We start from the raw sequence: 24475 nt of genomic DNA on the forward strand, positions 1-24475 counted from the left end.
AAACTTCTAACTATTTTCCCAATCTATTTTTCTTGAAGCAAACATAACCGCTGCCAGAATTACAAATAAACCAATACTGCCTACTAACAATGCATAATTTTCTAACTGAATAATGACAAAAATAAAGGTGTATAATGCCGTTAATGAAATTCCAATAAAAATTGGAAACTTGATGTTTTTCAAGATTGATTTAGAGTATAAAGTGATTAAAGTAACAACGGAAGCTCCTGCAATTAAATAAGCTTTTAGGTAACTACTATGTTCCGAAATAGATATTAATAAGGTGTAAAACATGGTTAATGCAATACCAATCATTAAATATTGAAACGGATGGATGTTTATTTTACTCATAGATTGTATCAAAAAGAAAATTAAGAACGTAAGTCCAATAACTAAAAACCCATATTTAGCAGAACGTTCACTTTTTTGATATTCATCAACAGGAATTAAAAAATTAACTCCAAAAGCATAGTTTTTTAAATTAGGAATTCCGTTAAAGTATTCTTGAGAAAAAGGTCGGTTGATATCTAAAATTTTCCATTTAGCATTAAAACCATTTTCTGTAATTTTATCAGAATTATGAGGTAAATATTCTCCAATAAAATTCGCTGTTTTCCAATCAGAATTGATGCTAACATCTGTTTCTTGACCTACTGGTATAAACCGAATTTGTTTACTACCTTTCATTTTTATGGTTAACGCAAACGAAGTTTTCTTTCCGTTTGGTACATCTAAAAGTTGTAAGTTATTACTTTCTAATTCGTTTAAATCTAAATAATCCGTATTGTAGGCTATTTGATAATCTGTATTTTTAAAGTTCTTAGAGGTTAACTGATACTTGTTTTTATGAAACTGAATTTCAAACAAACTAGCGGCTCCTTTTAAATTTGAAGATTGAATAATTACTCTTGTTTTCTCCCAAAGAATATCTTGGTCGTTAATTTCTATTTCAGAAAAATCGGGTTTAGAGAAACTTCCATTAATAGCTATGCTACTTTTATAAACGGCGGTTTTATAGATTCCTCTCGTTTTTTCTTCTGGGTTAATGGTTGAATTTATTACCAATTTTTTAGGGAAAAAGTGAGCATATTTTATTTTGGTAATTGTTTCCTTTTGTACCTCTTTAGTAATTGGGTTTGTTATCGTTTTTTCTGAATATGTTTTATAAGGTACTTTTAAAATAGGACCATAAATTAGAACTTCTTCTCCCCATTTTTGATTGATTTCACTAACAACCTCTTGTTGGCGTATCATTCTTTCGTAGATTAAACTTTTAATATAAGAGAGCGGAATCATCAATACAAGTATTAATATTCCTACCATTAACATTCTTGCGGTAATAGAGGTTTTTACCCATCTACCAAATTTTCCTTTTTGTTGATTATTTGTTTCCATAGTTATTAATTTATTTATAATTGATTGGTTTATTTAATATTTAAAAGAACTTTGAAATTCAAAGTAGGTGTGTAAAAAAATAGCTTTATTTGTTTTTAATTAATTTTTCGAGTGCTTCAATGTGCTTTTTAAATTCCATTTTACCTAATTCGGTTGCTAAGTATTTTGTGTTTGGTTTTCTGCCAATAAATTGTTTTTCAACTTTTATAAAATCTACTTTTTCTAATGCCTTTGTATGACTGGCTAAATTACCATCTGTGGCACCTAATAATTCTTTTAATGTATTAAAATCTGCATATTCATTCACCATCAAAACAGACATAATACCAAGTCGTATTCGGTGATCAAAAGCTTTATTAATATTTAGAATTATATTTTTCAACTAAGGTTTATTTATTATTAAAAAAGGTTATTTTCTATCGTATTTAAAATACATAACAACTCCATATACAATGTGCATTACTCCAAAACCAAGTACCCAAAACCAAAAACCATAACCAGGAAGAATAGCAGATAATAAACCTAAAACAATCTGAGTAAGCCCCAAATATTTTACGTCGCCCAAAGTAAATTTTGAGGCATTAAATAATGCCAAACCATAAAACAATAACATAAGAGCACCTGTTTGTCCGTAACGTTGTTGGTTTAAAATAACGATGATATAAATTCCGCCAGCTACTAATGGAATCATAAAATTGAATAATAATCTTCTCGTTAAAGGATCCCAAATTTTTTCATTATTCTTTTTGGCTTTGCGTGTAGTTAAAAAAATCGCAGTTCCTACACTAATAGCTCCAACTAAAAGTAAATCTATTAATGCCAAACGAAAAACTTCGCCGTCTAAAGTAAGAATTCCACCTCCTTTTTGTGCTACCAACCAATATGCATACCCAGCGCCAATTAAAGCGTAAATTACTGCTAAAATACCAGACAAACCACTCAATGAAATAAATTTTGATGATTTACTCATTAAGTTTTTAATTTCTGATATGTCTCTTAAATAATCTTCTTGACTCATTTCTTAAAGAACTTTGAATTACAAAGTAAATGTAAAATTTTGAATTGCACAAAAAAAGTTTTAAAATATGATTTTGATATTTAACTATTTGGGTTTAATCAATCAGCCATTATTCTTTTACAACAACACCATAAGCTACATGTGCAATCCCTAAAATAGAAATAGAAGAGGCCCAATACGTAGGTATTAAAAAACAGATAACTGCTAAAAAAACACTTAAACTTGCCAAGTATAACAAGTTTTGTTGACCTTTATTCTTTACTAAAAATAGTAAAAGTCCATATAAAATAAGGAAAGTAGGAGTAATGTATTCTATTAAACCAAGATTTATTAAAATTAGTAGCGAGGTAATGATTACAACAAATGCAAGCATATATTTTTTTAATGCTATTTTGGTTTGATCATTCCAAAGTTGGACTTGTAATTTTTTAGCATTTCTTTTTCCTGTAAAAAATAAAGTTAAAGAGGAGAACAGAAAAACGAGTAAGACAATAACAATAATTGATGTTTCTATATTGTCTGAAACTAAATTAGTTAAAGGATTTTCTTCAATTAAAGAACTTTTTAATACGGTTTCTATAAAAAAGCCAGCAAGAAAAAAGTAAGCACCAATTAAAATGCTTGTAAATCCTTTTAAAGAGAAATTATTTTTTATATTATCGTTCATGTAACCGTTGTTTTTTAACTTTCGGCGAATATACACAAATGAAACCTGTAGAAGAATACATATTAAAGCAATCAGAACCTTTCAAATCAATTATTATGCATTTGCAAATTTTAATTGAAACAAATTTTGCTGAGGTTGATTTACAATTTAAATGGAAAATGCCTTTTTATTATTTAAATGAAAAACCATTTTGTTATTTAAATCCGTCTAAAAAGAAAGGATATGTAGATGTTGGTTTTTATACCAATAGTGAATTACAGAAATTTAACGAATTTGTAATTTCTGATAAAAGAAAAGTAGTAAAATCGTTGCGTTATAAAGAGGTAAGTGATATTGATGCAGAAGTATTGGTTTCTGTTTTAGCAGAAGCATATCAACAAACTACAAAAGGTTTTTTCGGAAAGTGATTTTTATAAGATTTTAATGTCTTTTTTAGTTTTATAAGATAAAAAAAATCCTACAAGATCTAAAGAAAGACCTTGTAGGGTTTATGTAATTAATTTATCAAATAAGTGCGTTAAGGATTGAACGGCTTGTTTGAGCTCTTTTATCTTTTTTATAAAAAAAGCGAGTAGTGAAAGCCTGTTAAAACGCCCAAAAAAAGTTTGTTTTATAAACTATTAATCGTTTTTCTAATAGCAACCAAATTGGTTAATAAACCTTCTAAATTGTCTAAATGTAACATGTTTGCTCCGTCAGATTTTGCATTTGCAGGGTCAAAATGAGTTTCTATAAATAAACCATCAACGTTATTTACAATTCCTGCTCTGGCAATAGTTTCAATCATATCTGGTCTACCACCTGTAACTCCCGCAACTTGATTTGGCTGTTGTAAAGAATGGGTAACATCTAAAATTGTTGGTGCAAATTTTCGCATTTCTGGGATTCCCCTAAAATCTACAATCATATCTTGGTAACCGAACATGGTTCCTCTATCTGTAATCCACGCTTTTTCTGAACCCGCATCTTTTACTTTTTGAACTGCATGTTTCATAGCACCCGGACTCATAAATTGTCCTTTTTTTAAATTGACAACTTTACCTGTTTGTGCAGCAGCAACAACTAAATCTGTTTGACGCACTAAAAAAGCAGGAATCTGTAAAACATCTACATATTCTGCGGCTTTTATAGCATCTGAAACTTCATGAATATCGGTAACAGTTGGTACATTAAAAGTTTCTGAAACTTTACGTAAAATTTTCAATGCTTTTTCATCTCCAATTCCTGTAAAACTATCAATTCTACTTCTATTGGCTTTTTTAAAACTCCCCTTAAAAATATAAGGAATTTCTAATTTGTCTGTAATGGTAATTACTTTTTCTGCAATTCTCATTGCCATTTCTTCACTTTCTATGGCACAAGGACCAGCAAGTAAAAAAAAGTTATTAGAATTGGTATGTTTTATGTTTGGTATAAGAGATAAATCCATATTATATATTTTTAGCAAAAATACGAAATAAAATTAGCTATATTTAGCCTTTTAAAAATCAATTATAATGAAGAAAATTAGCTTAATTTATGTCCTTTTGTTTGCATTTATTTTCTCTTGCAAAGAAAGTTCAAAAGTAATTAAAACCGAAAAAAAAGTAGCAAAGATAGATTCTATTACTGTAAAAAAACATCTTTATACATTAGCTTCTGATGATATGGAAGGTAGAAAAACCGGAACTCCTGGAATTGAAAAAGCGGCTAAATACATAGAAAACGAGTTTAAAAGAATTGGATTGTCTACGTATGATACTTTAAAAAATTACAGACAAACATTTACGTTTACCGATAAAAGATCTAAAAAAGAAATTACAACAAGTAATATTATTGGTGTTTTAGAAGGGAAATCTAAGAAAAACGAATTTGTGATTATCACTGCACATTACGATCATTTAGGTATCAGTAAAAAGGAAGGACAATTAGATAGTATTTATAATGGCGCAAATGATGATGCTTCTGGAGTAACAGGTGTTTTGGCCTTGGCAGAATATTTTAAAGCGGAAGGGAACAATGAAAGAACTATTCTTTTTGTGGCTTTTACCGCTGAAGAAATGGGATTAATTGGTTCTACTCATTTTGGAAAAGGTATTGATGCAGATAAATTTGTTGCAGGTATTAATTTAGAAATGATTGGTAAAGTACCAAGTTTTGGTCCTAATACAGCTTGGTTAACAGGTTTTGAAAGATCTGATTTTGGTAAAATTATTCAGAAAAATTTAGAAGGATCAGGATATCAGTTATTTCCAGACCCGTATAAAAAGTTTAATTTATTTTTTAGATCAGACAATGCTTCTTTGGCTAGGTTAGGGGTTCCTTCACATACTTTTTCTACCACACCAATAGATGTTGATAAAGATTATCATCAAGTTTCTGATGAAGTAGAAACTTTAAATATGACGGTTATTACAGAAACCATAAAGGCTGTTGCTAAAGGTACAGAGAGTATTCTTAATGGAACAGATACACCTACAAGAGTTGTGATTAAAGAAAATAAATAATATTTCTGATGAAAAAAGTCCAATACTTCATTTTACTCTTATTAATGAGTTGCTCAACCTCTAAAGTAATTACAGATTATGATGATAATACCAACTTTAAGGAATATAAAACCTATGCCTTTTTTGATGATATTGGTACAGGTTTAAATGAATTTGATGTAGATAGGGCAGCAGATGCTCTATTTGAAGAAATGGAACTGTTAGGATTCAAAGAAGTAGAAACGCCTGATTTTTATATCAATTTTAAAGCAAAAATAGCTGCACCTAAAGTTACTAATACTATTGCAATTGGTTTAGGAAGTGGAGGAAGAAATGGAGGTTTTGGTGTTTCTGGCGGAATACCAATTGGAGGGAAAAAGTTAGATGAAGAAATAATTGTAGAATTTGTAGACGCTAAAACCAATGAATTATTTTGGGAAGGTATTTTAACTTCCACAATAAAAGAAAAAAGAAAACCAGAAGATAGAGTTGCTTATTTTAAAGAGGTTGTTCGTGAAATTTTACAAAAGTACCCTCATAACAATGATAAATAATGGCTTATAATGAGTATTTGGTAGATAGAGTTTCTTTATTTTTTAGAGAAAAAGGGATTCATTTTAACCCCAAAAAAATGTTTGGAGGTTTTGTTTTTATGGTTGATGATAAGATGTGTGTTGGCGTAATGAAAGACCAAATTATGGCAAGAATTAATCCAGATATTTATGAAGCGTCTTTAGAAAAAGAAGGTTGTAGAAGTATGGATTTTACCAAAAAAAGTATGAAAGGTTTTGTATTTCTTTCTGATGAAGCAATAGATCTAGATAAAGATTTAAATTATTGGTTGCAATTAGCCTTAGATTTTAATCCGCTAGCAAAAGCGAGTAAAAAAAGAAAATCCTCTAAAAATTAATTTAGAGGATTTTTTTATATAATCTTTTATTATCTAGAATTGGTATCTGATACTGAATGCAATGTCATTATCAAAATCATTATAAGTATTTCCAAAACCAAATTCTGGTCTTAAATCTAAAGAAAGTAATATTGGTGCATCTGTAAAATTATACTCTATACCAATATCTCCAGCTGCAAAAGCAAATGTTTCAGAAAAATCATCCTTGTTGTCTTTTCCACTATAGTTTCCTAAACCACCACCAACACCTGCGTACCAATTAAAGCCACCTTCAATATTCCAAACCCATTGATAAATACCTGTAGCTTTAAAACCGTCGTAATTTTTATTGTTTCTTATACCTAAATCAATTTCTAATCTGTTATTATCTCCTAAAGCTCTTTGGTAAGAGATTTCTCCTCCAAAACCATCATTATCTCCTAAACGTAAACCTATTGCATTTTCAGAAATACTTTGTGCATTTACAGAAAATGCCCCAACTACTAAAAGACCGATAATTAAAAGTGTTTTTTTCATAATTTTATATGTTTTTGATTCAAGTTCAAAATTAGATGTATTATTCCATCTAAAAGATCTTTATCCAATGAATTATTAATCCAAAAGGTTTTTTTAAATAGAAAATTAGCACATAAAAAACGTCTAGCAGTAACGAGAGAGGAAAAAAAGGTAGAATAATTTTAAAGTCTAAATTATAAACTTGACTATCAGAATTAACTGAAAAGCAAATTTCTGATTTATAATTGGGAGCAATAAGTTTAAATTATTGATTGCAATTAACTCTGGATTTTTAATTGGTTTGTAAAAGCAGTAAAAAAAGAAATCCTCTAAAAATTAATTTAGAGGATCTTTTATAATGTTAACTATTCTATTTAGAATTGATATCTTACAGCTAAAGATATATCTGAATTTATACCATTTAAATTACCAGAAATACCTACTTCTGGTCTGTAATCTAAAGAAAGTAAAATAGGAGCATCAAAATTATATTCAATTCCTACAACACCTGCTCCAAAGATACTTGCTCCGCTTGCAGAAACAATACCACCACCAACACCTGCATACCAGTTAAATCTATCTTCTAAATTCCAAACCCATTGGTATAAACCAGTTGCTTTAAAATCAGAAAATTCGTTTGCTAAACCTAAATCTACTTCTAAACGGTTGTTATCTCCTAAAGCTTTTTGATAAGAAATTTCACCTCCAACTCCATTTCCTCCACTAAATCTAAGACCAATTGCATTTTCAGAGATGTCTTGTGCATTTACAGAAAATACTCCAGCGACCAAAAGACCGATAATTAAAAGTGTTTTTTTCATAATTTTATGTGTTTTTTGATTAAACTCCAAATTTATATCTATTATTTCATCTAAATGATTTTTATCCTGTGAAATATTAATTCAAAAGATTTTAAATAGTAATTTATCACATAAAAAAAACTTCTAGCTTTTAAAGTAGAAGGTTTAAAAAAAAAGTTAAATATTTTAAAATTGATACCTAACAGCTAATCCGATATCAGAGACTAAACCACTAGAATTACCGGAAAAGCCAATTTCTGGTCTATAATCGAGTGCAATTAGTATTGGTGCTTTAAAGTTATACTCAAAGCCTGCAACACCAGCGGCATAAATACCAAATTTATCAGCAGAAACAATTCCGGCACCTACACCAGCATACCAATTAAAACGTTCTTCAATGTTCCAAACCCACTGATGTAAACCTGTTAATTTAAAGTCATTAAATTTATTTGCTAAACCTAAATCTAGTTCTAAACGATGATTTTCACCTAAATGTTTTTGGTAAGAGATTTCTCCTCCTGTACCGTTTCCGCCACCAATACGTACACCAATTGCGTGGTCTGATATTTCTTGGGCATTCATTGTTAAATTTGCAGCAAATATTAAACTGAGGGCTAATAATATTTTCTTCATTATGTATGTGAGATTGGGGGTTTATCAAATTTACAAACTTTAAACTCTTGTCTCAAAACATAAGGCGTACTATTTTGATAGGTAAAATGCTTAATTTTCTACAACGTTAATTCTTATTCCTTTAGAATGACTGCTAAATTCAGGTGCATACATGCTCTGTATTGTTGTAATTCCATTGCTGAAATTTCCGGCATTATTAACTCTCACATCATACTCAAAAACATAAATTCCTTTCGGTAATCGATCAAAAAAGAAATTTGTTGCAGCATCTTTTGTACTTTCATAATATCCTAAATTATCTTGCCATTTATATCTAGATAAAACATTTATAGGTTCTAATCCAGAAGCTCTCATGTCTTTCATATGAATGAACTCCATATCTCTATCACTTCTAAGTTCAATTCTTACGGTAATTAAATCACCAATGTTTAATTTTGTGTTTTTTGTTATTTCTTTTAATTCTTTTCCAGTGTCTGAATTTACTTTTAAGAATAATTTTTTATGCAGTTTTAAAGGAGTTTCTGCGGAAGTAATTTTGTCTAAATCTTCAAAATATTGCCAATACAAACCTCCCCAAGCAATTCCTTCTCCTTTTTTATTGATGGTAACTTCTGCCATTTTTGGTGTAATTTCAGATCCATTCCATGAAGTTTTAAAATAACCAGTACCAGCTTCTACTTTTACGTTTTCTAACTTTGTTGGATCAATTTCTTGATCACCAACTTTTATATCTACCATTTCTTTTACCGAAATCCAATTGGTTCCATTTAACAATAAGGCATATACGGCTTCTGTAGTTGCTTTGGTAGTTCTCCAACTATTTGTTTGCTTATTTTTTAGCAACCATATTTTTAAATTATCGATAGTTTCTGTATTGTTTTCTATTTCAGAAAATGTTTCAATCATTAATGTCTGAGTTTCTATAGGAGCTTGATAATAATAGTAACCAGCAGCGTTTTCTTTCCAATACATTCCTAATTCATCAGAAGTAATTGAATTTTCTTTTAACGATTTTAATATTTTATTTGCGGTTGTTTTATCATCATTTCTAAACAACGATAAAGCAATTTGTCCTTTTGCATATAAATTATAATCATTCCAATATGTAACAGTTTGATTTCTGTAATAATCAACTGCTTTTTGCAAGTTGTTATCCATAGAAATTGTGCTGTAAAAACTACGCATATACAAATACTGAATGGTAAAATAGTTCAAATTATTTTTTGCTAAATAGGCTGTAAATGCTTCTTCACCTTCCTTTTTTGTTTTAGCTTTCTGTTTAATTTCTGATGCATTGTTTAACAAGTTCTTATGCTGATTAATTAACTCTTCATCTAAGAATTGTATTGCTTTTTCTATCATGTTTTGGGTTGAAGTATCAAAATCAGTAACTCCTAATTTTTGTAAATGACCAAAACCTGTGGCAATATGTTGGGTAATAAATTTACTTTCATTTCGTCCGCCTTTAAACCAAGGGAAGCCTCCAGAATTCATCTGAATACCCTGTAGTTTATTAATGGATTTTTCTTGCTCATTTTTCATTTTATTCAAGTCGAATAATAAAGCGATTCTCTTTTTTTGCTCCGTTTCAGATTGTGCATCTCTTAACCAAGGTGTTTCTTGAATTATTAATGATTTTAATTCTTCATTCTTTTCTAAGTTCGATAAAAGAGCATCAGAAGATTTCCATGCATTAAAGACTTCTTGAATTTTTGGGTTAGAATTTGCCACAAAACTTGCTAAGGTATTGGCATAATATCTAGAAAATACCTGCTCTGCACATTCATAAGGATATTCCATTAAATATGGCAAAGATTGAATTGCATACCAAACAGGGGTAGATGTCATTTCTAAAGTTAACTTATGGTTTTTTAAGGTAGAAGAAGTAGTATTCTTTAATTTATCTAAGGTAAAAGTTTTTGTTTCGTTAGACCGAACCCACATTGGTAACGTTTCTGTAACCAACATTCTGTTGGATAAAACTGGTAAAACATTTTGTTCTCCGTCAGAGAAATCACCTGCTTTTGCTATAATTTTAAATTGTACAGCTTGCACCGTTTCCGGAATTGATAAACTCCAAGAAACATTGGTGTTTCCATCCTTATCAACAGTAAAATTTTTGTTTGAATTTAAATTTTCTAATTCATAATCAATTTCTGCTCCACTAATAGCATCCGTTAAAATCAACTTAGCAAAACCACTCAATTGGTTATTTGTTAAATTGGTAATTTTTGCGCTCAAGGTTATTTTATCACCTTCACGTAAAAATCTTGGTGCATTTGGTACTACCATCAACTCTTTTTGAGTTACTGTTTCTAGTGTTTTTGTTGCAGATTTTAACGATTTTGTATGTGCTAATAATTGCAGTTTCCATTTGGTTAATGCTTCTGGCATTGTAAAAGAAAAACTAACCTGACCGTTTTTATCGGTTCTTAATTCTGGAAAAAAGAAAGCTGTTTCATTAAAGTTTTTTCTAATTTGAATTCCCTCTAAAGAGTTTTTTTCTTGTACTTTATTTTTTTGTTTTTCATCAATTTTCATGAAAGGTACATCTTCCATAATTGCTTCTACTTCATCAGCTTCTGTAGATTCAATAATGGTTTCTACAACTTCTTTTTCATCTTCAACAACCATTATCATTTCCGGACTTGGAGCATTTGCTCTGGTCATAGATTTTCTTAAATAAAGATTTCTATTGTTACCAAAGTGAAACCCAAACCAGTTGTAAGAAGCATAAGAAACCGTTGGGTAACCAAATTGATTTCTTTGGGTATTCACAACGTTAAAATAGGTGTTGCTAAAACTATTATCAGCACTACTGTGTGTGTAAGAATAATATTTTGGTTTTGACGTTATTGGATTGAAGCTCCAATTATGAGGTTTAAATTGGTCTAAAGAGGCATCATACATAGACGCTAAAACTTCTGCAGCAAGTTCGTCATTTTTATCGTTTTTTATTGTAAAACTCCAAGTCTCATCTTGTCCTGGTAATAACTTATCTCTAAATATGTTAGTTTCAATCTCGATGTTTTCTATCTCTTCAGTTACGTTAATTAGTAAACTTCCGCTTTTAAAATAATTATAATTTACAAAGTGATATTTTACAGCAAATCCGCCAAGATCATCTTTGTTAACGGGTATTTTTATTGTTTTTGTTGTATTATTCAACTTTAACAAATGAGTTTCTATAAGTGTATGATTCTTTTCAATTTGTACAATTACCGTAATATCTTTTGAAGCAGAACCTACAGTAACTTCAACAGTATCATCAATCTTATAAGCAGGTTTATCTGCAAGAATTATAAATAAGTTATTGTCTGCAACTTGTTTTTCTTTGGTAGCAAAAAGTGTAACTATTTTTTCGTCTTTTACCTTTTGATTGAACTTATCCTTACTTTCTAAAACTACTTTATATTTACCAGAAATCCAATTTTTGGTGTCCTTTAAAAGAAGTTTTTTACTAATTTCGGTGTTAAAATTTTCACTAAAAACAAGAATCCCTTTTGTCCAGTTTGTAGCATCCATTTCATTTTCTGAATAGGCATCGTTAGGGAATAGTTTTTTAAATTCATTTTCAGAAATATCTTGATAATCTGGTGTAGCCCAAGGTCTTTTTCTTAAAGGGTTTTTAGGTGCTTCTAATTTGTATATTTTAATATTTCCTTTTGCAGGAATGAACTCTCCGTTCAAGTTTTTTGTATCAATATTTAAAATATTGTCATTACTGTTTTTATTGATGTTGTTTTCTGATAAAATAGTTGCAACTAAAGCATGATACCCAACATTTACAATACTTGTTGCGCTGCGAGTTTCTCCATTAATATCGGTAACGTCTGCGGTAATTTCAAAATTAAAAATAGGTAAACTTTCTTTATCAATACTCTCATCCGGAATTGCATTAAAGACTATTTTAAAGGCTCCATTTTCATCAGTATTACTTTCTCCGTGTATAATTTCTTGAGAACTAGAAGTAGTATTTGGTCTTCTCCAATAATACCAACTCGGAAATTGTACTTTTCTGTGTACACGATACACCACTTTAGCATCTGTAATATTGGCTCCAGAAAAAGCTTTTGCAAATCCATTTATGGTAATAGCGTCATTAATTTCATAACTTTCTGTGATGGGCTTAAATGCTGTTTCAAATTTTGGTCTTTTATATTCTTCTACAGAAATATAAGAACGATTAGAGTTCAAACGAATATTGCTTGTACTTTTTGCACTTTGTTTTATTTCAATTGCATATTGACCTGTTAATCCATTGTTTGGTAGAATAAATTCGCCAGCAACAGAACCAAATTCATTCAGTTTTAAAGTTAGTGTACTTACAGTTTGATGATTGACACCTTTTAAATTAATATCTACAAAATCTTCCGTTAAAACAGCTGAATTTTCTCCTTGTTTTTTGATCACAATTGTTTTAAAATAAACTGTTTGTCCTGGTCTGTAAATACTTCTATCTGTAAAAATAAAAGACTGTAAACTTTCGCTTACTTTATCTGTTTGTCTTCTATTGGTTTTATATAAGTAATGATTTCCAAAAGAGGCAAAATCATTTTTTGTTTTCACTGTAATATTTACATTCGGATAATAATTTTCACTTTTAAAAGAAGCAAATCCGTTTTTATCTGTGGTTAACGTTTTATTAATAGTTGCACCTCTTCTAGGTTTGTTGTTAGAAAGAGATATTTCTGCATCCTTTATAGGTTTACCGGTGTTTCTATCTACAATTTGATAATTGTAGATGTCATTAAAATTGTTTTCAATTAAAGTTAAATTGGTCGCTTGAATTGCTGCTGTTCCAAAAATTGAATTTTCATCAATAATTTTATCTTCCGAAGAAACAATTAAATAAGTTCCGTTGTCCAATTTTGGAAGAATTACCTCTGTAGTGTGTTGCAGGTAATCATGCTCATTTCTTAGTTTTGCATTCCAATTTTTGTTTTTCTCTAAAGTGTTTATAAACTTTATTTTATCAGCTATGTTATACGTTTTATTGAGTTTTTCTAAAGCTACATTCGTTATTTTATATGTTGTAAAATAGATGTTATCAATATTTTTATAACTAATTAATGCTCTAGAATTGGTGTTGATAGGAACAAATTGTTCTGCTGTTATAGAAAGTGATTTTTCTAAGATTTGATTTTTTAAAGCTGTGCATTTTTTTGCTCCTAGACTCTTTGGAAACTCATTTATGACGTCATTACAGATTGAAAAAGCAAGTTTGTTATTCGTTTCTTCCTGGTGATATTTAGCAATTTGAAAAGTATATAATCCACTTACTTCATTTTTATTAAAATGTTGTTTAGTTTTATGTAATGTGTTTAAATACATATTTTGTTTGTCTGTAAAATTAGCGTGTTCATTTACAAAGTTTAAACGATGAATATCAATATCTACTAAAGCGTCTAAATTATTTTCTTTTGCATGAAACTGAATTAAATTCTGATAGATTTTTAAGGCATTAAACTGTAAAGATAAGTTGTCTTTAGTTTCAATGTTTAAGTTTAAAAAGGTGTTGTAATCTGATAAAAACGCTGAATTATCTAACACGAATTTATAAGATGGTCTTGTAATGGTAGTTTCTGAAGATTTATAAAATTCTAAAGCATTATTTGCTAAAAAATCATACAATGTAGGTCTGTATTTTTTAGACTCTTTTTCGATTTGTAAAATCTCTGAATATTCAGAAATAGCTATTTTTTGTAAAGCCGCTGTGTTTTCTAATGAATCTTCAAAATGACAGTGAATTTCTTTAAAAAGTGTTTCTAAATCCCAAGTCCTAAAATCGTTTTTATCTACTTTGTTTTCAGTTTTTGTTCTATTGTAAAATTTGTACCTATTTTCATTAAAATATTGCCAGTATAAATTAGCCAATACATTTTCTAATACGTTTTTTGTTGGGTACTCGCTTTTAGCAATGTGTTTTTTAAAACTTTCAATTATATTTAATTGGGCATCTTCTTCTAAGGTTAAAGAATATTTACTTTTATAAAAAAGTGTTTTTATTAACTGAGGTGAATTGCTTTGTTTATCCGCTTTAGCGTAAATGTCTTCTACAACTTTTAAAGCGGATTTTGGTAAGTTCGCTTTTTCAAATGTTTCTACTTCTAACCAAAGCTCTTTAAAGGAGTCTTGAGCGTTAGAAAAAGAAGAGAATGCAATAATCATTACTAGTGTTGTTGTCAATTTTTTCATAATTAATTTATTTAATGCTTTTAAAGCACATACAAATTAGCTTGTAAAATAATTTTTATTAGAGTTTACGTCTAAAGATACTTTATATTGTAGTAAGCTTTTGTATTTTTACTTTTTTAAATTTTGTTCGATGAAAATTCATTTTATTGCTATTGGCGGAAGTGCCATGCACAACTTAGCAATTGCTTTATACCAAAAAGGATACCAAGTTTCTGGATCCGATGATACAATTCACAATCCTTCTAAATCTCGATTAGAAAAATATGGGTTATTGCCAGAAGTATTTGGCTGGTTTCCAGAGGAAATAACATCAGAATTAGATGTTGTCATTTTGGGAATGCATGCTAAAAAAGACAATCCAGAATTATTAAAAGCGCAAGAATTAGGATTAAAAATTTATTCTTACCCTGAGTTTTTATATGAGCAATCTAAGGATAAAACACGAGTTGTAATTGGTGGTTCTCATGGAAAAACAACCATAACTTCTATGATTTTACATGTGTTGAACTATCATGAAAAAGAAGTAGATTATATGGTAGGTGCACAATTAGACGGTTTTGAAACCATGGTGCATTTAACGGAAGAAAATGATTTTATTGTTTTAGAAGGTGATGAATATTTGAGTTCGCCAATAGATATGAGACCTAAATTTCATTTATACAAACCAAATATTGCCCTATTAAGTGGTATTGCTTGGGACCATATTAATGTTTTTCCAACATTTGAAGGTTATGTAGAGCAGTTTAAAATCTTTACAGACTCTATGGTAAACGGAGGAAGTATGGTGTATAATGAGGAAGATGAAATTGTAAAAGATGTTGTAGAATCATCAGAAAATCATATTAAGAAATATCCGTATACTACACCAGGACACTTTATAGAAAACGGAATTACCTATTTACAAACATCAGAAGGAGATTTGCCTTTAGAAGTTTTTGGAAAACACAATCTTCAGAATTTAGCAGGAGCAAAGTGGATTTGTCAGCACATGGGAGTTGATGAAGATGATTTCTATGAGGCAATTGCTAGTTTTGCAGGTGCAAGTAAGCGTTTAGAGAAAATTGTAGAAACTCCATCAACAGTAATTTTTAAAGATTTTGCACATTCGCCAAGTAAAGTAGCAGCAACTACAAAAGCGGTAAAAGAGCAATATTCTGAAAGAACAGTTTTGGCTTGTTTAGAATTACATACATATTCTAGTTTGAATGCTGAGTTTTTAGCAGAATATAAAGGAGCATTAGACGCTGCTGATAAAGCGGTTGTTTTTTACTCTCCCGATGCCGTAAAAATTAAACAATTAGAAGCGGTTACTGCACAACAAATTGCAGAGGCTTTTGAAAGAGAAGATTTAGTTATTTATACAAATCCAGATGAATTTAAAGCATTTTTATTCAGCCAAAATTTAGAGAAATCGGCAGTGGTTTTAATGAGTTCTGGTAATTATGGTGGTTTAGATTTTGATGAAGTTAAAGGTTTGGTTTAGTTTTTTTTAGCCCCAGTTGAATTAATTTTTCTTGTTGCCAATTTTTGTCTGTAGTTCGTTTAATTAACCAGTTTCTATACGTTTTTTCAAAAATAGATTTAGAAATAATACTAAATCTCTTTTTTATAAAAAGTATATTTTTTGTTTTTTTATAACGTTTGTTTCTTAAATTATTATCGTTTAATTGTTCATTAAAAGTAATTAGATATTTTTCTATTTCTTTTGTGTAATTATATTGTAAAGAATCTGGTTTATTAAAAACTTCAAAACAACAGGCATAAAAACAATTTAAAGGGGGTTTTAATTTTTGAAATTTATCAAAACCTTTATTTGAATTTATTTTTTTAGAGAGTAAAAAAACATCGTAAGCGTTTCTTAAAGAAATATTTTTGTAATGAAATCCATCATCATTTATTTGAGTAGCAATAATTGATAAAGCTAATTGATTTTTAAAACTAATTACATTTACTTTATTTATTATTTGTGAATCTTTTTTTACGATATTATAATTAAATTCACCAGCATATTTTTCAATCAATAATTCTTTATGAATTTCTATAGCAGCAATCTTATTTAACCTTTGTAATCTAGGGTGGTGTTTAAATTGAGGGAAATCGTATGTAGTTTTATGTACTTTAGAATATTCATTATTTGCTAATAATTTGATTGCTTTTGGATATTCTTCTTCTGAGAAAATAAAATCGATATCACCAACCATTCTCTCTCCAATATCTTCATACAAACCTTCTAGTAGATTTCCTGTTCCTTTTAAGAAAATAGGTGTAATGTTATTTTTTAAAAGAAGTTCGTTGATTTCTTTAGCTTGATCAATAATTTCTTGGTTTCTTTCTCTATTTAAATCCGTAATGTGAATCATATAATTCACCAATTCTTCGGGTAAATAATGCAGAAAATTCGCTTTTTTTAGATTGCAATATAAAGCTGGGAAAACAAAATGCCCAGTACTTACTTTTACAATAGCATCCCAATCTATATTACCTAATTTTAATTCTGCTTCGATTAAAACTTTATTTTTTTCTTCGTGATTAATCGTTAAACTTTTAGCAATAAAAAAGAGCGTTTCTTTATAAGTCATTATTAAATATTTTAGAAACAGTTGCAATCATTTCTTCATTATTAGAATACGTTAAGCGATAGCAATTTAAAGAACTGAACCAGTCTAAAAATACTTGTGCATTTTCTAATTTTGGAGATATCCAAGAATCTGGAATTAATTGCTGAAAAGCATCAATTTTAGAAATCTTTTCACAAGATAATTCAGCGTCTTTTTTATACTTAATAAAAATCAAATCATTGCAGGGTAAATGGCTAAAATAATTGGTGTTGTTAGGTTTTAAATAGCGTACAATTTTATTTAATCTAGTAAAATTATATTCAGCTGTGGTTTCTAATTCAGGATAAATGGGAAGTAAGGTTTCTAAGCTGCTTTTTTTTATTGATATAGCTGCAAGAAAACTATACACTTCTCTTTTTTCTATATCCATAGGTACAAAGTCATCAGCTAAACAAATAAAACCATTTGCTTGTAATAGCGCTAATGAAGTGCTTTTTCCATTGCCAGAATCTCCTAAAAATAAGATTGATTTTTTTTCATTGCTTACCGCTGATGCATGAAAAACGCCCATCCATTGGTTTTCTTCTTTCTGATGAATTTTCTGAATAAATTGCATAGAAAACTTACCTTGAAAATAATGGATATCACTACGACTCCAAGCGCCTATCAGTTGTTTATCAACAATAAGAAATATAAATTTATTATTTATAAATACATCAAATTCGTAATCAAATTTGCTTGTATCACTAACTACTAAGTGTGCAAATTTTGGATGTACAAGAGATAGTTCTTTTTCGCTTAAATAAGAAACTTTAAAAACAACATTGTTTACTTTATAATACTTAATAAATTCAAATGATTTTGGCTTTTCAATATCTCTATAATCATTAATTATTTCAGATTCTTTATTGCTATGAGGTGCATAAATTCTTTTTTCTAAATCGATTATAAAATCTATAGTTCTATCTAAAGGAACTGATAGTTTTTTAGACAATGCTTCGGCAATTTCATTAACAGAAATACCTTTACTTAATCTTTTTAAAATATCTGCGGTAGTATTTTCTAAAACTAAATATTCATTACTGTTTTCAAACCAAACAATAGTTTTGTCTTCAGCAGTACTATATAAGAAATTTGATTGTTTTTTCATAAATAATAAAAGTAGCTATTTTATTATTTATACAAAACAAAAAACGTCTCAAACTTGAGACGTATATTATTAAAAAATAATTATGGATTTAATTTTTACGCCAAAAGAAAGGAGTAAATAAAATAAGTACTGTAAAAAGTTCTAAACGACCTATAAGCATTAAAAATGAACAAAACCATTTGGCAGCATCAGATAAATGCGCATAACTGTCTACGGGACTTACGCTACCAATTGCAGGTCCAATATTTCCTAAAGAAGATGCTGCGGCTCCTAAAGCAGACATAAAGTCTAAGCCTAAAAGAGTTAGTATTACAGAGGCTAAAATAAAGATGAGCATGTAAATAATAAAAAAGGATAGAATGTTAAATACAATTGTGGGAGGTATCGACTTTCCGTCTAATCTTACAGGAATAATTGCATTTGGGTGTAAAGCTTTTTTAAATTCTAAAAAGCTGTTTTTAAGCATTACTATATGTCTTACTATTTTAATACCACCACTTGTAGAGCCTGCAGAACCACCTGTAAAAAACAATGCAAAGAAAATACCTGTTGCAAAGAAATTCCACATAGTAAAATCTGCACTTACAAAACCAGTTGTTGTTACCACTGAGATCACCATGAAGAGTGAGTGTCTAATAGCACTTTCTACTTCTCCATAAATCATTGGGTGCTGAATGGTTGTTTGTAAATTTGCATCTTGAAAAAAGATGATTATAATAGCTATTAATGCAGAAACGCCTAATATTCCAAAAAAGTAATATTTAAACTCTTCACTTTCAAAAACTTTACGAACCTTTCCTTTTAAAGCAAAATAAGTAATTACAAAGTTGGTCCCTGCCACAAACATAAAAAAGATAATAATATATTGTACCAGTGGAAGGTTGTTATAGAAAGCTACACTACTATTTTTTGTAGAAAAACCACCCGTACTCATGGTTGCCATTGCATGGTTAATAGCATCAAACCAAGTCATACCAGCAACTTTTAATAAAAAGAATTGAGCAAACGTAAGAGATATATAAATTAAATACAATCGTTTTGCTGTATCTGTAATTCTAGGGTGTAATTTATCTGCCGATGGTCCTGGAGCTTCTGCCATAAAAAGTTGCATTCCACCAATACCTAAAAGAGGTAAAATAGCAATGGTAAGTACAATTATACCCATTCCACCAATCCAATGGGTTGCGCTTCTCCAAAATAAAATTCCTTTTGGCATGGACTCTATATCTATTAAGATGGAAGAACCCGTGGTGGAATAGCCAGATATGGTTTCAAAAAAAGCATCTGCAACACTTGGTATTGTGCCAGAAAATAAATAAGGTAACATTCCTGTTATAGAAAGGATTAACCAACCTAAAGTAACAATTAAATATCCGTCTTTCTTTTTTATATTAGTGCTTTTAGGTTTGTTTAGAAAATAAAGTAAAAGTCCAATAATTACAGTTACAATTCCTGCATTTAGAATTCCCCACTTAGCATCTTCTTTGTGGTACACACTAAAAGGATAGGCGATAAACATAAAGAATCCGTTTAGGATTGCGGTAATACCTAAAAAACGAAATATTATTTTACTGTTTAATGTGCTCGTCATATTTATTTAAATAAACGTTCTACAGCACTTATAGCTTCTGGTAAACAGAATACAATTACTTTGTCTCCCGTTTTAATTTGTACATTTCCGTGAGGCATAATTGCTTTTTTATCTCTAATAATACCTCCAAAAATAGCTTCTCTAGGAACGCGAAGATCTTTAATAGGATATTCTGAGACTTTAGCACCTTCTTTAACTTCAAATTCAAAAACTTCTGCATCTACGTTATGTAAATTGGCTAGGTCTAAAATTTCACCTTTTCTAATATGTCTAAAAATATTACTTGCAGCAAGCAATTTTTTATTTATTAAAGATTGAATTCCAATAGTTTGAGAAATATCAATATAATCCATATTTTCAACCAAGGCAACCGTTTTTTTAACACCTTTAGATTTTGCAACCAAACAAGACATAATGTTGGTTTCAGAATTTCCTGTAACTGCAATAAAAGCGTCTGTTTCTCTAATGTTTTCTTCTTCTAACAGTTCTAAATCTCTACCATCACCATTAATAACCAAAGTATCATTTAGCACTTCTGCTAGAAACTCTGCTTTATCTTTTTTCTTTTCTATAAGTTTTACTCTAAAATTATCTTTACAAAGTTTTCTTGCAGTTTTTTCTCCAATACTACCACCACCAAGAATCATAACATTTTTAATATGCATTCGTTTTTTACCAGTAATAGGGTAAAGGTCGCTCATACTATAATTCGGTACACAAAAATAAACTTGGTCTCCTATTTCATAAACAATATCTCCTCTAGGAATAATAGTTTGAGATTCACCTTGCCTCTTTATAGCAATTGTAATAAAATCTACATCCGAAAACTTTTGTTTTGCATCTTTTACAGATAAATCTACAATGGGAGATTTATAAGTTAATGGCGTACCTAATACATTAAAAATACCGCTTTCAAATGCTACAGTATCATTAAATGAAGATTGATTTAACAACATTTTTATTTCATTAGCCGCTAATTCTTGCGGCGAAATCATAAAGTCTAAACCAAATTTTGTAAAATCTACCTCACAATTATTTAGAAACTCAGGATTGTCTATTCTTGCAATTGTTTTTTTAACACCTAAAGATTTTCCAATAACAGAAATTGTAAAATTAGTGTTTTGGCTATCGGTAACTGCTATTAATAAATCTGCAGAATCAATTCCTATTTCTTTTAATAACTTTATTGAGGTAGCGTCTCCTTTTTTAGTAATTACATCTAAATGACTATTTAGATAATCTAATTTTTCACCATCAAAGTCTATAATGTAGGTGTCTTGAGATTCGTAAGAAAGAAGTTTAGCCAAGTGAAAACCAACGTCTCCAGCACCAGCTATAATAATTTTCATAATTTAAAAGTAGTATGTATTGGCAAAGATATAAAGAGTTTTCATGGAAAAGAGAAATAAAAGGAGTTTTTCAAATTTTATGATAATTATCTTATTTTTTAGAAAATATCTTTTTTAGATTTACTGCTACAATTTAAAATAATACCATTCGTGCAATTAAAGAACTCACGCTTATCCGTTTTTTTTTTAATAAACTCACTTTTAGTTTTTATTCTTTTTATCCTTTTTTTTATCTCTTGTGATAAAAAAGATGAATATAAGGCAGTTATAGATGATAGCAGTGTTTTTCTTTCGGGAAAAATGATTCCAGATGATCATTTTTTAGGAGATCAAAAATGTAAAGAATGTCATCAAGATCAGTTTAAAAAATGGGAAGGCTCACATCATGATAAAGCCATGGACCTTGCAGACAGTATTTCTATTTTAGGTGATTTTAATGATCAAACATTTACAAGTCAAGGGGTAACTTCTCATTTTTATAAAAAAGGTAAAGATTTTTATGTAAATACAGATGGACCAGATGGCAAAAACCACGATTATAAAATAATATACACTTTTGGTATTACTCCTTTACAGCAATATATTGTTCAATTTCCAGATGGTCATTACCAATGTTTAAGAACTGCTTGGGATTCTGTAGAACATAAATGGTTCGATTTATATCCAGATTTTAAAGTAGTACATTCCGAATGGTTGCATTGGTCTAGAGGTGGTTTAAATTGGAATAATATGTGTTCGGACTGTCATTCTACCAATGTTCGAAAAAATTATGATGAGAAAACACATAGTTATAATACCGAATTTGCAATTATTAATGTGAATTGTGAAGCATGTCATGGTCCTGGTAAAGAACATGTTGCTGATGTAGATAAACTAGGTGAAGATTATATGGATAGTGGTACTTTTCAAATGACAATCGAAACAGGTCCCAAAGAGTTGGTAGATCAATGTGCACGTTGCCACATGAGAAGAGAACAGTTTTCTGAATTTTTTAATTTTGAAGGAACGATGTTAGATCACTATTATCCACAATTATTAGAAGCACCGTTATATCAAGCAGACGGACAAATTTTAGATGAAGATTATGTATATGGTTCGTTTACGCAGAGTAAAATGTATCAAAATGATGTAACTTGTACAGACTGCCATGATGCACATTCTTTAAAACTAAAGTTTGATGGTAATAAACTGTGTGCCCAATGTCATGTTCCAGAAAAATATGATACTCCTACACATCATTTTCACGAACAAAATACCGATGGAGCAAAATGTATTAATTGCCACATGACAGGAAGATTTTATATGGGAAATGACTTTAGAAGAGATCATAGTTTTAGAGTACCAAGACCAGATTTAAGTGTAAAATATGGAAATCCAAACGCTTGTTCTGGTTGTCATACAGATAAAGATGATGTTTGGGCGGCAGAAAATTTCACAAAATTATTTGGAGAGGTAGATTCTATTCATTATTCAGAAAAATTGGCTCCAGGAATAACAATGCAACCTAATGGACATGAGGGATTAATAGAATTGATGCACGACAAACATCAACCAGAAATAGTGAGAGCATCTGCAACAAAAGTATTGTCTAATTACAATGCACAGAATTTTGTACAAGATTATATTACACTTTTAAATGATGAATCTGCTTTGGTTAGAGGGGCAAGTGTAGATGTTTTAAGTGGCATAAATACCACAGATTATAATGCTTATTTTTTGCCGTTACTAGAAGATCCTAAGAGAAGTGTTAGAGTAAAAGCTTTTTATGGTTTAGGCGGTTTGGCAGAAGCAGAAGTACCTGAAGTTTATAAAGAAAGTTATCAAAAAGTAAAAAAGGAATTTTGGTTGCATTTAGATACGAATGCAGATTTTGTTGGAATAAGAATGAAAAAAGGAGATTACTTTTTAAAACAAGGAAATTTAGAAAAAGCCATTGAATATTTTGAAACTGCCCAAGCTATAGATGTTCTTAACAATCAAATTAGAATAAATTTAGCAACATTGTATTATAATATAAATGATTATAAAAAAGCCGAAGAAGCTTTTAAAACCGTAATTGAACAAGAGCCCGAATATGGACCTGTTTATTATTCTCTTGCACTAATGTATGCCGAGTTAAATAGAGAAGATGAGGCAATTGAGCAACTTAAAATAGCTATGGTTAAAATGCCAGACAATATTCGTGTTTATTATAATTTAGGTTTGCTATATGATAAAAAACAAGACTTTAAAAATGGAGAAAAAGCATTGGTTTCTGGGCTTAAGGTTGATGCAACAAATGAAGGTTTATTGTATGCGCTGGCTTATTTATATTCTAAATCTGATCAAAAAGTAAAAGCGAAAAACATTGTGCAAAGATTAATTGATTTATACCCAAACAACCAACAATATAGAAACTTTCTAAATCAACTGTAATTTTTTCTTACGGATAATGTCTGTACAAGTTTCTATTTAGCATATTTAATAAGTCTTAAAATAGTTAATTTTCATTTTTGTATTTTTATGAAAAAAGAAAATGGAAAAGTTAACTATTAAATCTTGGGCTTTAGATGATAGGCCAAGAGAAAAGTTGTTGGCAAAAGGAAAAACGGCACTTTCTGATGCCGAATTAATTGCAATTCTTATTGGGTCTGGTAACAGGCAAGAAAGTGCTGTAGCGCTATCTAAAAGAATTTTACAGGATGTAGATGGAAACATAAATGAGCTTGCAAAACTATCCGTAGAAAAATTAACAACCTTTAAAGGTATTGGAGAAGCAAAAGCAATTGCTATTATTACCGCCTTAGAAATAGGGAAAAGACGACAATTAGAGATAGCTTTAGAAAAACCAAAAATTACGAGTAGTAAAGATGGTTTTAATTTAATGCAACCTGTTATTGGTGATTTAGAGCACGAAGAATTTTGGGTATTATTTTTAAATAATTCTAACAAAGTTTTAGCAAAAAGTCAGATAAGTAAAGGCGGTTTAACTGCCACAGTTGTAGATGTTAGGTTGTTGTTTAAAAGGGCTTTAGAATTGGCATCTGTGGCAATGATTGTATGCCATAATCACCCTTCTGGAAAATTACAACCTAGTAATGCAGACAAACAACTTACTCAAAAAATTAAAGAAGCAGGAAACACTTTAGATATAAAGCTGCTAGATCATTTGATAATTACCGAAAAAGCGTATTTTAGCTTTGCAGATGAAGGACACTTATAGTCCCCTTTTTTTTCAGTCTGTTGTTCACTGAATACTGCTAACTG

20 protein-coding genes are annotated in these 24475 nt (G+C 29.6%); 7 read left to right on the forward strand and 13 right to left on the reverse strand.

What is annotated here, in order from left to right; translation table 11 throughout:
- Positions 1-6: 6 nt before the first annotated feature.
- The 4 genes from creD to WG945_RS14690 form a co-directional block, all read right to left on the reverse strand.
- Positions 7-1395 (reverse strand): cell envelope integrity protein CreD, encoded by a 1389-nt coding sequence (gene creD, locus WG945_RS14675; protein WP_068451407.1) that lies wholly within the window; start codon positions 1393-1395, stop codon positions 7-9.
- A gap of 85 nt (positions 1396-1480) precedes the next feature.
- Positions 1481-1777, reverse strand: coding sequence for a winged helix-turn-helix domain-containing protein (locus tag WG945_RS14680; RefSeq protein WP_082864288.1), 297 nt, complete (start codon positions 1775-1777; stop codon positions 1481-1483).
- A gap of 27 nt (positions 1778-1804) precedes the next feature.
- Positions 1805-2413 carry a hypothetical protein gene (locus WG945_RS14685; RefSeq protein ID WP_068451413.1) on the reverse strand — a complete coding sequence of 203 codons (609 nt, stop codon included), beginning with the start codon at positions 2411-2413 and terminating at the stop codon, positions 1805-1807.
- Between the two features lie 109 nt (positions 2414-2522).
- Positions 2523-3080, reverse strand: a complete 558-nt coding sequence (locus tag WG945_RS14690; RefSeq protein ID WP_068451416.1) for a hypothetical protein — start codon at positions 3078-3080, stop codon at positions 2523-2525.
- 38 nt (positions 3081-3118) lie between these two features.
- Between WG945_RS14690 and WG945_RS14695 the strand changes: the two genes are divergently transcribed.
- Positions 3119-3487: a DUF5655 domain-containing protein gene (locus tag WG945_RS14695; RefSeq protein WP_068451419.1), complete on the forward strand. Its 369-nt coding sequence runs from the start codon at positions 3119-3121 to the stop codon at positions 3485-3487.
- A gap of 203 nt (positions 3488-3690) precedes the next feature.
- Here the strand turns inward: WG945_RS14695 and kdsA are convergent, their stop codons facing one another.
- The gene (kdsA, locus tag WG945_RS14700; protein ID WP_068451422.1) at positions 3691-4509 is read right to left on the reverse strand and encodes a 3-deoxy-8-phosphooctulonate synthase; all 819 of its coding nucleotides are present in this window, start codon (positions 4507-4509) and stop codon (positions 3691-3693) included.
- A 67-nt stretch (positions 4510-4576) separates the two neighbouring features.
- Here kdsA and WG945_RS14705 point away from each other — a divergent pair, with 67 nt between their 5' ends.
- Genes WG945_RS14705 through WG945_RS14715 form a run of 3 tightly spaced genes read left to right on the forward strand, consistent with a single transcriptional unit; the run spans position 4577 to position 6455 of the window.
- Positions 4577-5566: a M20/M25/M40 family metallo-hydrolase gene (locus WG945_RS14705; RefSeq protein WP_068451425.1), complete on the forward strand. Its 990-nt coding sequence runs from the start codon at positions 4577-4579 to the stop codon at positions 5564-5566.
- 8 nt (positions 5567-5574) lie between these two features.
- Positions 5575-6099: a DUF4136 domain-containing protein gene (locus tag WG945_RS14710; protein ID WP_082864289.1), complete on the forward strand. Its 525-nt coding sequence runs from the start codon at positions 5575-5577 to the stop codon at positions 6097-6099.
- Positions 6099-6455, forward strand: coding sequence for a TfoX/Sxy family protein (locus tag WG945_RS14715; RefSeq protein ID WP_068451429.1), 357 nt, complete (start codon positions 6099-6101; stop codon positions 6453-6455). The genes WG945_RS14710 and WG945_RS14715 overlap by 1 nt, the downstream gene beginning before the upstream one ends.
- A 33-nt stretch (positions 6456-6488) precedes the next feature.
- Here WG945_RS14715 and WG945_RS14720 read toward each other — a convergent pair whose 3' ends face one another.
- The 4 genes from WG945_RS14720 to WG945_RS14735 all read right to left on the reverse strand — a co-directional run bounded on the left by WG945_RS14720 (position 6489) and on the right by WG945_RS14735 (position 14581).
- Positions 6489-6971 (reverse strand): hypothetical protein, encoded by a 483-nt coding sequence (locus WG945_RS14720; RefSeq protein ID WP_068451432.1) that lies wholly within the window; start codon positions 6969-6971, stop codon positions 6489-6491.
- 353 nt (positions 6972-7324) lie between these two features.
- The gene (locus tag WG945_RS14725) at positions 7325-7771 is read right to left on the reverse strand and encodes a hypothetical protein (protein ID WP_068451434.1); all 447 of its coding nucleotides are present in this window, start codon (positions 7769-7771) and stop codon (positions 7325-7327) included.
- A 165-nt stretch (positions 7772-7936) separates the two neighbouring features.
- Complete coding sequence (locus WG945_RS14730) at positions 7937-8383, reverse strand: hypothetical protein (RefSeq protein WP_068451437.1); 447 nt, start codon at positions 8381-8383, stop codon at positions 7937-7939.
- 90 nt (positions 8384-8473) lie between these two features.
- Positions 8474-14581 (reverse strand): alpha-2-macroglobulin family protein, encoded by a 6108-nt coding sequence (locus WG945_RS14735; protein WP_068451440.1) that lies wholly within the window; start codon positions 14579-14581, stop codon positions 8474-8476.
- A gap of 130 nt (positions 14582-14711) precedes the next feature.
- Here WG945_RS14735 and WG945_RS14740 point away from each other — a divergent pair, with 130 nt between their 5' ends.
- Positions 14712-16064: a UDP-N-acetylmuramate--L-alanine ligase gene (locus tag WG945_RS14740; protein WP_068451443.1), complete on the forward strand. Its 1353-nt coding sequence runs from the start codon at positions 14712-14714 to the stop codon at positions 16062-16064.
- On the opposite strand, the gene WG945_RS14745 is transcribed toward WG945_RS14740, so the two are convergent.
- The 4 genes from WG945_RS14745 to trkA form a co-directional block, all read right to left on the reverse strand.
- A complete protein-coding gene (locus WG945_RS14745; RefSeq protein ID WP_068451446.1) occupies positions 16048-17160 on the reverse strand; it encodes a nucleotidyltransferase family protein in 1113 nt (370 codons plus the stop codon). The genes WG945_RS14740 and WG945_RS14745 overlap by 17 nt on opposite strands.
- On the reverse strand, positions 17150-18289 hold the full coding sequence (locus WG945_RS14750) for a hypothetical protein (RefSeq protein WP_068451449.1): 1140 nt from the start codon (positions 18287-18289) through the stop codon (positions 17150-17152). The genes WG945_RS14745 and WG945_RS14750 overlap by 11 nt, the downstream gene beginning before the upstream one ends.
- A gap of 88 nt (positions 18290-18377) precedes the next feature.
- On the reverse strand, positions 18378-19880 hold the full coding sequence (locus tag WG945_RS14755) for a TrkH family potassium uptake protein (RefSeq protein ID WP_068451451.1): 1503 nt from the start codon (positions 19878-19880) through the stop codon (positions 18378-18380).
- A 2-nt stretch (positions 19881-19882) separates the two neighbouring features.
- A complete protein-coding gene (gene trkA / locus WG945_RS14760; protein ID WP_068451454.1) occupies positions 19883-21229 on the reverse strand; it encodes a Trk system potassium transporter TrkA in 1347 nt (448 codons plus the stop codon).
- Between the two features lie 300 nt (positions 21230-21529).
- On the opposite strand from trkA, the gene WG945_RS14765 reads away from it, so the two are divergent.
- A complete protein-coding gene (locus tag WG945_RS14765) occupies positions 21530-23644 on the forward strand; it encodes a tetratricopeptide repeat protein (RefSeq protein ID WP_231874687.1) in 2115 nt (704 codons plus the stop codon).
- 100 nt (positions 23645-23744) lie between these two features.
- The gene (gene radC, locus WG945_RS14770) at positions 23745-24431 is read left to right on the forward strand and encodes a RadC family protein (RefSeq protein WP_068451457.1); all 687 of its coding nucleotides are present in this window, start codon (positions 23745-23747) and stop codon (positions 24429-24431) included.
- The last annotated feature ends 44 nt before the right edge of the window (positions 24432-24475 follow it).

The organism is Polaribacter atrinae (assembly GCF_038023995.1).
Classification (GTDB): Bacteria; Bacteroidota; Bacteroidia; order Flavobacteriales; family Flavobacteriaceae; genus Polaribacter; species Polaribacter atrinae.

Coding starts and splice junctions, on each gene's coding strand:
- creD (WP_068451407.1), bottom strand. CDS start 1,395: ATGGAAACAAATAATCAACAAAAAGGAAAATTTGGTAGATGGGTAAAA.
- WG945_RS14685 (WP_068451413.1), bottom strand. CDS start 2,413: ATGAGTCAAGAAGATTATTTAAGAGACATATCAGAAATTAAAAACTTA.
- WG945_RS14690 (WP_068451416.1), bottom strand. CDS start 3,080: ATGAACGATAATATAAAAAATAATTTCTCTTTAAAAGGATTTACAAGC.
- WG945_RS14695 (WP_068451419.1), top strand. CDS start 3,119: ATGAAACCTGTAGAAGAATACATATTAAAGCAATCAGAACCTTTCAAA.
- kdsA (WP_068451422.1), bottom strand. CDS start 4,509: ATGGATTTATCTCTTATACCAAACATAAAACATACCAATTCTAATAAC.
- WG945_RS14705 (WP_068451425.1), top strand. CDS start 4,577: ATGAAGAAAATTAGCTTAATTTATGTCCTTTTGTTTGCATTTATTTTC.
- WG945_RS14710 (WP_082864289.1), top strand. CDS start 5,575: ATGAAAAAAGTCCAATACTTCATTTTACTCTTATTAATGAGTTGCTCA.
- WG945_RS14715 (WP_068451429.1), top strand. CDS start 6,099: ATGGCTTATAATGAGTATTTGGTAGATAGAGTTTCTTTATTTTTTAGA.
- WG945_RS14720 (WP_068451432.1), bottom strand. CDS start 6,971: ATGAAAAAAACACTTTTAATTATCGGTCTTTTAGTAGTTGGGGCATTT.
- WG945_RS14725 (WP_068451434.1), bottom strand. CDS start 7,771: ATGAAAAAAACACTTTTAATTATCGGTCTTTTGGTCGCTGGAGTATTT.
- WG945_RS14730 (WP_068451437.1), bottom strand. CDS start 8,383: ATGAAGAAAATATTATTAGCCCTCAGTTTAATATTTGCTGCAAATTTA.
- WG945_RS14735 (WP_068451440.1), bottom strand. CDS start 14,581: ATGAAAAAATTGACAACAACACTAGTAATGATTATTGCATTCTCTTCT.
- WG945_RS14740 (WP_068451443.1), top strand. CDS start 14,712: ATGAAAATTCATTTTATTGCTATTGGCGGAAGTGCCATGCACAACTTA.
- WG945_RS14745 (WP_068451446.1), bottom strand. CDS start 17,160: ATGACTTATAAAGAAACGCTCTTTTTTATTGCTAAAAGTTTAACGATT.
- WG945_RS14750 (WP_068451449.1), bottom strand. CDS start 18,289: ATGAAAAAACAATCAAATTTCTTATATAGTACTGCTGAAGACAAAACT.
- WG945_RS14755 (WP_068451451.1), bottom strand. CDS start 19,880: ATGACGAGCACATTAAACAGTAAAATAATATTTCGTTTTTTAGGTATT.
- trkA (WP_068451454.1), bottom strand. CDS start 21,229: ATGAAAATTATTATAGCTGGTGCTGGAGACGTTGGTTTTCACTTGGCT.
- WG945_RS14765 (WP_231874687.1), top strand. CDS start 21,530: ATGATTCCAGATGATCATTTTTTAGGAGATCAAAAATGTAAAGAATGT.
- radC (WP_068451457.1), top strand. CDS start 23,745: ATGGAAAAGTTAACTATTAAATCTTGGGCTTTAGATGATAGGCCAAGA.